General features: G+C 71.2%; 11 protein-coding genes. 5 read left to right on the plus strand and 6 right to left on the minus strand.

Annotated features, from left to right (window positions below):
* Nucleotides 1-12 precede the first annotated feature (12 nt).
* From Air01nite_RS34250 to Air01nite_RS34270, 5 genes are read right to left on the minus strand one after another with little or no spacing between them, the layout of a single operon-like run.
* Nucleotides 13-822, minus strand: coding sequence for an alpha/beta fold hydrolase (locus Air01nite_RS34250; protein WP_203707524.1), 810 nt, complete (start codon nt 820-822; stop codon nt 13-15).
* Nucleotides 823-853: 31 nt separating this feature from the next.
* Complete coding sequence (locus Air01nite_RS34255; RefSeq protein WP_203707525.1) at nt 854-1,435, minus strand: ferredoxin; 582 nt, start codon at nt 1,433-1,435, stop codon at nt 854-856.
* Between the two features lie 22 nt (nt 1,436-1,457).
* On the minus strand, nt 1,458-1,940 hold the full coding sequence (locus tag Air01nite_RS34260) for an HAD domain-containing protein (protein WP_203707537.1): 483 nt from the start codon (nt 1,938-1,940) through the stop codon (nt 1,458-1,460).
* A gap of 45 nt (nt 1,941-1,985) precedes the next feature.
* Nucleotides 1,986-2,606, minus strand: a complete 621-nt coding sequence (locus Air01nite_RS34265) for a class I SAM-dependent methyltransferase (RefSeq protein WP_203707526.1) — start codon at nt 2,604-2,606, stop codon at nt 1,986-1,988.
* Nucleotides 2,607-2,631: 25 nt separating this feature from the next.
* Nucleotides 2,632-3,063, minus strand: coding sequence for a cation:proton antiporter regulatory subunit (locus Air01nite_RS34270; protein ID WP_203707527.1), 432 nt, complete (start codon nt 3,061-3,063; stop codon nt 2,632-2,634).
* Between the two features lie 137 nt (nt 3,064-3,200).
* On the opposite strand from Air01nite_RS34270, the gene Air01nite_RS34275 reads away from it, so the two are divergent.
* The 3 genes from Air01nite_RS34275 (at nt 3,201) to Air01nite_RS34285 (ending at nt 6,231) form a co-directional block, all read left to right on the plus strand.
* Nucleotides 3,201-4,151 carry a sensor histidine kinase gene (locus Air01nite_RS34275; protein WP_203707528.1) on the plus strand — a complete coding sequence of 317 codons (951 nt, stop codon included), beginning with the start codon at nt 3,201-3,203 and terminating at the stop codon, nt 4,149-4,151.
* 3 nt (nt 4,152-4,154) lie between these two features.
* Nucleotides 4,155-4,799, plus strand: a complete 645-nt coding sequence (locus Air01nite_RS34280) for a response regulator (protein WP_203707529.1) — start codon at nt 4,155-4,157, stop codon at nt 4,797-4,799.
* A 139-nt stretch (nt 4,800-4,938) separates the two neighbouring features.
* A complete protein-coding gene (locus Air01nite_RS34285; RefSeq protein ID WP_203707530.1) occupies nt 4,939-6,231 on the plus strand; it encodes an ArsB/NhaD family transporter in 1,293 nt (430 codons plus the stop codon).
* Here Air01nite_RS34285 and Air01nite_RS34290 read toward each other — a convergent pair.
* Nucleotides 6,228-7,889 (minus strand): Na+/H+ antiporter, encoded by a 1,662-nt coding sequence (locus tag Air01nite_RS34290; protein WP_203707531.1) that lies wholly within the window; start codon nt 7,887-7,889, stop codon nt 6,228-6,230. The two genes, Air01nite_RS34285 and Air01nite_RS34290, sit on opposite strands and share 4 nt — an antisense overlap.
* Before the next feature lie 63 nt (nt 7,890-7,952).
* On the opposite strand from Air01nite_RS34290, the gene Air01nite_RS34295 reads away from it, so the two are divergent.
* Nucleotides 7,953-8,936, plus strand: a complete 984-nt coding sequence (locus Air01nite_RS34295) for a sensor histidine kinase (protein WP_203707532.1) — start codon at nt 7,953-7,955, stop codon at nt 8,934-8,936.
* Nucleotides 8,937-8,968: 32 nt separating this feature from the next.
* Nucleotides 8,969-9,280 carry a hypothetical protein gene (locus tag Air01nite_RS34300; protein WP_203707533.1) on the plus strand — a complete coding sequence of 104 codons (312 nt, stop codon included), beginning with the start codon at nt 8,969-8,971 and terminating at the stop codon, nt 9,278-9,280.
* Nucleotides 9,281-9,300 lie beyond the last annotated feature (20 nt).

Here is a 9,300-nt window from a genome sequence, read left to right on the forward strand (position 1 = left end):
GTAAGCAGGCAATTAGGACGTTAGGGCCTCGCGCAGCACCCGTTCGAACTGCTCCGGCGCCGACAACATCGCGAAGTGGTCGGCCTCGGGGATGACGGTCAGCGTCGCATGGGGCGCCTGCCGCACGATCCGCTCGGCCCAGAGGCGGCTACCGGCGAACTCCCGCCCACCGACGACCGCGGTCACAGACACCGTGATCTCGTGGAACCTCGTCTTGACGGGCGGATCCAACTCACGCCCGTGATAGTGCGCGAGCGTGATCCGATGAGCGTTCGCCACCTGAAGACCAACCAACTTGCGCCGGTGGTACGCGTCGAGCGCGGGCGCCCACACGTCGATGTCGATCTCGGCGGCGGCCCGCACACCGTCGGTCTCGAGCGCGTGGTCAATCTTGGCGAACACGGCGTGCATCTCCTGCCGGGCCGCGGCCTCCTCGGGCGTCGGATCGGGAAACTCCCCGAACGCCCCGCTGACGGCGACGACGCGCCGGACTCTCGCGGCGTGCTGATGCGCGAACGCGAGCGCCCGCCGCGCCCCTTCGGAGCTGCCGACCAGCACGGCGTCGGTGACGCCGGCAGCGTCGAACACGGCCGCGACGTCGTCGACCTCGCTGTAGGGCGCGGTCCCCGGAGAGGACAACCCGGTGTCACGACAGTCGAACATGGTCACCCGCGCGACGCCGGCCAGCCAGTCGAGGGTCGACTCCCACATCCGCAGGTCGGCAGTGGCCCCGTTGAACAGAACGACATCGGGCCCGGCACCCCTCACCTGGTAGTGCAGATAACCACCGGGCACATCGACGAAGCTCCTGATCTCCCCCATCGCCGTATCGTCCGGACCTGTCGAGGCGGTGTCAATCGCGGCCGAGGTCGGGCAGGCTTTCCCCGGTCCTCGGTGCACGGCGGTGTTCGAGCCAGAATCCATAGCCACGTAGGTACGCCTCGAGGCCGTCGTCCAGGTAGCGCGCGTACTCGCGCAGCCCGGAGGCGGCCTCCCGCTCGTCGGCCCGCTCGCTGACCGACCACGTGCGCTCGGCGGCGCCGATCCAGCCGGCGAGGCGCGCTCGGTCGGCCCACCATTCGCGCACCAGCGACAGGGTCCAGTGCTGGTCCCCGTCGCAGGCGTACGCGACGAACGGGTCGTTCCACCCGGCGGAGAGGACGAGGTGCACCTCGGCGGCATCGCGCGGCTGCCGGAACACGATCTCGCTGCCGTACTCGTCCTCGTAGACGACGTTGCTCGGCGCGATTTCCCGGCCCATCCAGCACGAATCCGTCTGGGCGCCGTAGAACGGGCCGGGCACGTTGCGCCAGTCCCGGTTGGCCCACTCTCCGCGCAGGTAGGCCTCGGGTGGACCCAACTCCCTGCTGTCCGGATAGTTGGCGATGAACACGTCCGCCGAGTCCGCGACCGTCGGCAAGGGATCCCAGTACATGGCCGCGACCGTACAGCGAGGGTCAACCCGCCGCGGTGCTCAACCGGGCGAGCCAGTCGCGGACAGTCATGAAGTCCGTCGCGGTCAAGCCGACGAGCGGATCGACGCGGCGCGGAAGCGCGGGCGCCGGGTGGTGGGCCGCTATCCAGCGCCGGTCGACGTCGGTGATTTCGTCGTCGAGCCAGACGAAAGGACGCCCTTCCGACCAGCGGACCAGGTCCGCGGTCTTCCAGTGCAGGCCCCGCTCCGCCGGCTCGTCGCCGTCCGGGAAATCGACGACCGGCAGGTCCGGAAGGCCGAGCCGAGGTGAGATGACCTCGTTCGCCTCCGCCATCCACGTCGTGGCCCAGACCAGTTGGCAGCCCAGCGCCAGCAGCCGGCGACCGTCGGCCGGGTCGAGGCGGTCGAGCAGCGGGTTGCCGACATCGTCCGCGAACGGCGCGGCCGGACCGGAGAGCCGTGCTTTGAACGGGATCAGCGGACCGTCCACATCCAGGAACACCAGCGGGCCAGCGCCGAGCGACACGAGAGAACCGTAGCCGCCTTGCGGTTAGCCCGGCTTGCGGGCCTGGATGCGTTCGATCGTGCCAGCCTTCAGGCGTTCCGTCTCCACGATCTCGAAGCCCGCCGCTTCCACCAGTGGGAGTTGGCGCCGGGTGAAGTGTTCGCCGGCCAGCGGGATCGTCAGGCGTTCCGTCAGCCATTGCGCGGCGTGGAGCGGGGTCGAACTCGCGCCGATGTGGTCCACCAGCAGCAGCGTGCCGCCGGGCGTCAGGACCCGCCACATCTCGCCGATGGCCCCGCGTGGGTTCGGGATGCTGCACAACGAGAACGCGCATGCCACCGTGTCGAACGAGGCGTCGCCGAACGGCAGGTGTTCGGCGTCGGCCTCGTGCAGGTCGGCCGCGCGGCCCAGATCGGCGGCGCGGCGCCGGGCGCGGGCCAGCATCTCCGGGCTCAGGTCCACGCCCGTGACCGTGACCTCGGGGGTGTAGTGGTCCAGGTTGCGGCCCGTGCCGATGGCCACCTCGAGGACCCGGTCGTGTGCCCGCCGGCCGAGCCAGTCGCGGGCGTCGCCGAACCAGATCCGTTCCAGGACCGCGATCTGCCGGTCGTAGTTGGGCGCGCTGCGGTCCCACACGCGTCTCTGCTTGGCGGTGGCACCAGTCATGAGACGAACGTACCGCCAGAACGGCCTAGCCGAGGGCGTGCGCCAGTTTGTCCACCGCCGTGCGATCGCCGACGACGACCAGCAGGTCGCCAGCAAGCAGGGTCAGGTCGCCGTGTGGGGCGATCGCCCGGTCGGCGCGGACCACCACGACCACTTCCGGCGTGCCGCGGGGCAGCAGCCGACCGATGTAAGGGCTGGTCGCCGGCACCCGGATCCGCCAGACCGACGTGTCGAGCTGGTCGACCGCGACCGTGCCCGCCAGCAGTTCGGCCACCTGCCTCGCCTCCCGTCCGTCGAGGGCGACCGTGGCCGCCGCCCGGCCCGGGTCGTCAGGGTCGTAGAGGATCACGTCGCGCTGGCCCGAGTGGTGTGCGACGACGCCGATGCGTTGGCGGCGGCCGGTGGTGACGGCGTGGCTGGCGCCGACGCCGGGCAGGAGCGTGCGTTCGACGAACATGGCGTCCTTCCCGCCGGGGCCTCCAACCATGGCCCGCGCCGGCGGCCGTCGACCATAGGTGCCGACACCCAATCCCGCCGGGCAATGGGTGCCAGCCCCGATGCACATGGCCGGCCAAGCCACGCAGGCTGGGTGACGTGTCCCTGTTCTGGCGGATCTTCCTGCTCAACGCCGCCGTGCTCACGGTCGCCACGCTGCTGGTGATGGCCAGCCCCGTGACGGTGTCGACGCCGGTGCTGCTCACCGAGGCGCTGGTGCTCTCGGCGGGGCTGGCCGCCATGCTGATCGCCAACGCGGTGCTGCTGCGGGTGGGCCTGGCCCCGCTGTCCCGGCTCACCCGCACCATGGCCACCGTCGACCTGCTGCGGCCCGGGCACCGGCTCGCGGTGACCGGGCGGGCCGGGATCGCCGACCTGATCGCCACGTTCAACACGATGCTCGACCGGCTGGAGGCCGAGCGGGCCGCCAGCACCGGGCGGGCCCTGTCCGCGCAGGAGGACGAGCGCCGGCGGATCGCCCAGGAGCTCCACGACGAGGTCGGCCAGACGCTGACCGCCGTACTCCTGGAGCTGAAACGGGTCGCCGACCACGCGTCGCCGGAGGTCCGCGCGGAGCTGCACGAGGTGCAGGAGACGACCCGCAACAGCCTCGACGAGATCCGCCGCATCGCCCGCCGGCTGCGGCCGGGCGTACTCGCCGAGCTTGGTCTGGAAAGCGCCGTCAAGGCCCTGGCGACCGAGTTCTCCACCGGTGGCCTGTCCGTCCGGTACCACCTCGATCCGGACCTGCCCGACCTGGGCGACGACACGGAGCTGGTGGTCTACCGGGTGGCGCAGGAGGCGTTGACGAACGCGGCCCGGCACAGCGGCGCCCGTACCATCGAGGTGAGCCTGCGCCGGCACCCGGGTGAGGTGCGGCTGCGGATCACCGACGACGGCCGGGGTTTCGGCCGCGCGCCCGAGGGCGCCGGGATCCTCGGCATGCGCGAGCGGGCGATGCTCGTCGGCGCGGAGTTGACCCTGGGTTCCGCCGCCGGTGGCGGAGCCGACGTGCGCCTGCGGGTGCCCTGCGACGTAGGAGGTCGCTGACGAATGACCAGGATCCTGCTTGCTGACGACCACGCCCTGGTGCGGCGCGGCGTGCGGCTGATCCTCGACGGCGAGCCCGACCTGACCGTGGTGGCCGAGGCCGCCGACGGCGCCGAGGCGATCGAGCTGGCGGCCCGGGAGCGGCCGGACCTGGCGGTGCTCGACATCGCGATGCCGCGGCTGACCGGGCTGCAGGCGGCCCGCGAGCTGTCCCGGTCGATGCCGGAACTGCGGATCCTGATCCTGACGATGTACGACAACGAGCAGTACTTCTTCGAGGCGCTCAAGGTGGGCGCCTCCGGCTACGTGCTCAAGTCGGTGGCCGACCGCGACCTGGTGGCCGCCTGCCGCGCGGCCATGAGGGGCGAGCCGTTCCTCTACCCGGGCGCGGTCAACGCGTTGGTCCGCCACTATCTCGAGCGGGTCAAGGACGGCGACGGCGTGCCGGCGCGGGCGATCACCGATCGGGAGGAGGAGGTGCTCAAGCTCGTCGCCGAGGGGCACTCGTCGCGGGAGATCGCGGACCTGCTCTACATCAGCGTCAAGACCGTCGAGCGACACCGGGCCAACCTGTTGCAGAAGCTCGGTCTGCGGGATCGGCTGGAGCTGACGCGGTACGCCATCAGGGTCGGACTCATCGAACCGTAAGGGTCGCACCACCGCCGATGTGAGGGTCGGCACCGATGGTAAGGAACGGCCGGCGGGGCGATCGTTTCGCCATGACTTTTGCGCACCACGAACGATCAACCGGCAACGCGTCCGAGACCGGTCCGCCAGGGCGCCGCCGGTGAACGGGTTCGCACCCGTCGCGGCCGTCGTCATCTTCACGGTCGCGTTCGTTCTCATCGCCACCGAACGGATCCACCGGGTCGCCGTGGTGCTCGGCGCCGCCGGGCTGATGGCCGCACTCGGTCTGCTCCCGGGCGACGACGTCTTCTACGACGAGCACGCGGGCATCGACTGGGGCGTCATCTTCCTCCTCCTCGGCATGATGATCATCGTTGGAGTGATCAAACAGACCGGGGTCTTCGAGTTCCTCGGCATCTGGGCCGGCAAACGCTCGCGCGGTCAGCCGTACCGCCTGCTCGTGTTGTTGATGGTCATCACCGCGGTCGCGTCACCGTTCCTCGACAACGTCACCACCGTGATGCTCGTGGCGCCGGTCACGATCGCCGTCTGCCGCAAGCTCGGCCTGCCGGTCGCGCCGTATCTGATCGCCGAGGCGCTGGCGTCGAACATCGGCGGTGCGGCCACTTTGGTCGGTGACCCACCCAACATGATTATCGGGACCCGGGCCGGGCTGACCTTCAACGACTTCATCGTCCACATGAGCCCGATCGTGGTCGTGTTGTTCGTGCTGTTCGTCATCATGTCCCGGTTCATGTTCCGCAAGTCCTTTGTGCACAATCCCGACCGGGTCGCGGCGGTGATGGAGCTCGACGGCCGGGCGGCCATCAAGGACAAGGCGTTGCTGGCCCGCTGCCTCGCCGTGCTCACCCTCGTCACGGTGGGCTTCGCGCTGCACAGCGTGCTGCACCTGGAGCCCGCCATCATCGCGCTGCTCGGCGCGGGCCTGATGGTGCTGGTGTCAGGAGTGCGCACGGCCGACTACCTCGCCGAGGTCGAGTGGACGACGCTCGTGTTCTTCATGGGCCTGTTCGTGATGGTCGGCGGCCTCGTCGAGACCGGCGTCATCCACGCGCTCGGCGGTTGGGCGGTCGAGGCGATCGGCGACAACTACTTCGCCGCCGCCACCGCGCTGGTGTTCGGCTCGGCGGTGCTGGGTGCGTTCTTCGACAACATCCCGTACGTGGCGACGATGGCGCCCGTCGTCGAGGACCTGGTGGCCCGCGCACCCGACCCGCAGACCGGCGAGTCGCTGTGGTGGTCGTTCGCGCTCGGCGCGGACCTCGGCGGCAACGGCACCGCGGTCGCGGCGAGCGCGAACGTCGTCGTGCTCGGCATCGCCGCACAGCACGGCGAGCCGATCTCGTTCTGGCAGTTCACCAAGTACGGCATCGTCACGACGGTGGTGACGGTGACGGTCGCCTGGGGGTACGTGTGGCTACGCTACTTCTAACGCGCCGGCAGCAGGCCTTCCTCGTGGTCAAGCTCGCGCTGCAGGACGCGCAGGCCCTCGTCGGGGAGCTGGCCCGCGTCGCGCCAGCGCAGCACCTCCTCGCGCTGCGCGTCGATCGCCGCCCGGCGCACGCGAAGCGCTGCCTCGTAACGCGGCGAAACCGGCAGCTCCGTCGCGTCCGCGTCCCGGAGGAGGTCGATGCGCCCCTGATAGCGGGCCTGGCGCGCGACCAGTTGCGCGCGGGTCGCCTCGATCGCGCGCAGTTCGTCCTCGTCGCCGGCCTCGGCGAGCTCGTCGAGCCGCTCGAGGGCGGCGGCGACCGAGGCCGAGCGGGCCTCGTTGCGCAGCCGGGCCTGGTCGGAGACGTTGGCGCGCAGGCCGAGCATCCGCACCAGCGGTGCGAATGTCAGGCCCTGGCCGACCAGGGTGACCAGCACGACGACGAACGTGCAGAACAGCAGCAGATCCCGGTCGGGGAACGGCGCGCCGCTGTCGGTGGTCAGCGGCAGGGCGAAGATGGCGGCGAGGCTGATCACGCCGCGCGTGCCGGCCCAGCTCAGCGCGACGACCTCGCGCCCGGCGAGACCGCGGGTGGGTTCGCGTTCCGTGTCGTTGTCGTCCCGGATCAGCCGGGTGTGCAGCGAGCGGGGCAGCGACTGGGTGAGCAGCAGCCACAGCGGCCGCAGCAGCAACACGACACCGACGCTGATCGCGACGGCGGCGACGATCGTCGAGATCGCGTACTGCTGGAGGCCGCTGACGACCCGCGGGAGCTGCTGGCCGATCAGCAGGAACACGAAGCCCTCGAGGAGGAACTCGACGAGCCGCCAGACCGCGGTGGTCTGCAGGCGGCTGGCACCGGAGCCGCCGGGCGCGTGGTGGCCGATGATCAGGCCGGCGACCACGACCGCGAGCACACCGGAGACGTGGATCTCCTCGGCCAGCAGGTACGCGCCGAACGGGGTGGCCAGGGAGATCGCGTTCGCGGTCAGCGGGTCGTCGCGGAGCTTGCGGAGCAGGCGCACGAGCCACGCGACGGCGACGCCGACCAGCACCCCGCCGGCCGCGGCCATCACGAACTGGCTGACCGCCGATCCCCACGAGAACCCGTCGCCGACGGCCGCGGCGACGGCGACGCTCAGGATGGTCAGCGCGGTCGCGTCGTTGAGCAGGCCCTCACCCTGGATGATCGTGAGCAGCCGGGGCGGCAGCCCGACCTTGCGGCCGACGCCGAGGGCGGCGACCGGGTCGGGCGGTGCGATCGCGGCGCCGACCGCGATGCCGGCGGCGAGCGTGGCGCCGGCCACGAACCAATGGAACCCGACACCGATCACCAGCGCGGTCATCAGGACGAGCAGCACGGACAGGCTGACCACGATGCGCAGGTTGCGGCGGATGGCCATCAGCGACGAGTCGAGGGCCGCGCTGTAGAGCAGCGGCGGGATGATGAACGTCAGGATGATCTCGGGGTCGAGGCCGAGGTTGGGTCCGGGCAGCACCGCGTACGCGATGCCGATGAGCGGCAACAGCGCGGCCGCGGGAAGGCCGGTGCGGCCGGCCACCCAGCGGACCAGCACGACCACGGCGACCGCGGCCAGGACGAATATCAAGATCGTTTCGGCGCTCACCGCCACAATGACACGTGATCGTCCGTACATCTGCCATGGGTGTCAGCACCCATTTGTTGGACGAACCCCGGGCTGCCCAGCAAGCTCGTTGACGTGACCCTGTTCTGGCGGATCTTCGTGCTGAACGCGGCCGCGCTCTCCGCCGGGACGGCGCTGCTGCTGTTCACCCCGGCCACGGTCTCCACGCTGGCCAAACCCGGCGAGGTGGCGGTGGTCATCGCGGGGCTCGCGGCCCTGCTGGTGGTCAACGCCGTGCTGCTGCGGGTCGGGCTCGCGCCGCTGTCCCGACTGACCCGCACGATGGCCACCGTTGACCTGCTGCGCCCGGGCCGCCGGCTCGCCGTCGGCGGCAACGCGGGCATCGCCACGCTGGTGCGCACGTTCAACACGATGCTGGAGAGGCTGGAGGCCGAGCGCGCGACCAGTGCCGGCCGGGCGCTCTCCGCGCAGGAGGACGAGCGGCGGCGGATCGCGCAGGAGCTGCACGACGAGGTCGGCCAGAGCCTGACCGCGGTGCTGCTCGAGCTCAAGCGGGTCGCCGACCACGCGCCCGCCGACATCCGGGCGGACCTGTGCGAGGTGCAGGAGACGACCCGCAACAGCCTCGACGAGATCCGCCGCATCGCCCGCCGGCTGCGGCCGGGCGTCCTGCACGAGCTGGGGTTGACCGCCGCGCTGCGGTCGCTGGCGACGGAGTTCTCGACCCGCGGGCTCAGCGTCCGGGCGCGGATCGCGCCCGATCTGCCGTCGCTCGGCGAGGAGGCCGAGCTGGTCGTCTACCGCGTGGCACAGGAGGGGCTGACCAACATCGCCCGGCACGCCCGCGCGGAGGAGGTCGAGCTGACGCTGCGCGGGGTGGCCGGCGGCGTCGAACTGCTGGTCCGCGACGACGGGCGGGGCCTGCGGGGCGCGCCCGAGGGCGCGGGCATCCGGGGCATGCGCGAGCGCGCGTTGTTGGCCGGTGCCGACCTGTCGCTGGGCCGCGGTCCGGCGGGCGGCGCCGAGGTGCGGTTGCGCGTGCCCGTGCAGATGGGTGTCGCCACCGATGCGGAGGCGGTGGGCGACCCGAGAGGCTGATAGGTGTCTATCCGCCTGCTCGGGAGGGCCCGATGACCGTATCCACGGAACCCTTGATCGGCCGTGACCTGCGCGACCGCGACAACCGTCCGGCGGGCAAGATCCGCGCGATCTACCGCTACCCGGCGGAGCTCGACATGCCGTGGGGCGTGGCGGCGGTGGTGAGCGGGCGGTTGCTGCGCTCGATGCACCTGGTCGACCTGAAGGACGCTGACATCGAGGCCGACGTCATCCGCGTGCGCTACGAGCGCGCCACCATCACCAGCGCGCCGCACTTCATCCCGCTGGTCGGCGACACCCTGTCGGAGGGCCATGCCAACCAGGTGCGCGAGCACTACGCCTAGGGTCTGTGTCGAAGTCATGG

It is taken from the genome of Asanoa iriomotensis, from assembly GCF_016862515.1.
GTDB classification, from domain to species: Bacteria; Actinomycetota; Actinomycetes; order Mycobacteriales; family Micromonosporaceae; genus Asanoa; species Asanoa iriomotensis.

Coding starts and splice junctions, on each gene's coding strand:
- Air01nite_RS34250 (WP_203707524.1), bottom strand. CDS start 822: ATGGGGGAGATCAGGAGCTTCGTCGATGTGCCCGGTGGTTATCTGCAC.
- Air01nite_RS34255 (WP_203707525.1), bottom strand. CDS start 1,435: ATGTACTGGGATCCCTTGCCGACGGTCGCGGACTCGGCGGACGTGTTC.
- Air01nite_RS34265 (WP_203707526.1), bottom strand. CDS start 2,606: ATGACTGGTGCCACCGCCAAGCAGAGACGCGTGTGGGACCGCAGCGCG.
- Air01nite_RS34270 (WP_203707527.1), bottom strand. CDS start 3,063: ATGTTCGTCGAACGCACGCTCCTGCCCGGCGTCGGCGCCAGCCACGCC.
- Air01nite_RS34280 (WP_203707529.1), top strand. CDS start 4,155: ATGACCAGGATCCTGCTTGCTGACGACCACGCCCTGGTGCGGCGCGGC.
- Air01nite_RS34290 (WP_203707531.1), bottom strand. CDS start 7,889: ATGTACGGACGATCACGTGTCATTGTGGCGGTGAGCGCCGAAACGATC.
- Air01nite_RS34300 (WP_203707533.1), top strand. CDS start 8,969: ATGACCGTATCCACGGAACCCTTGATCGGCCGTGACCTGCGCGACCGC.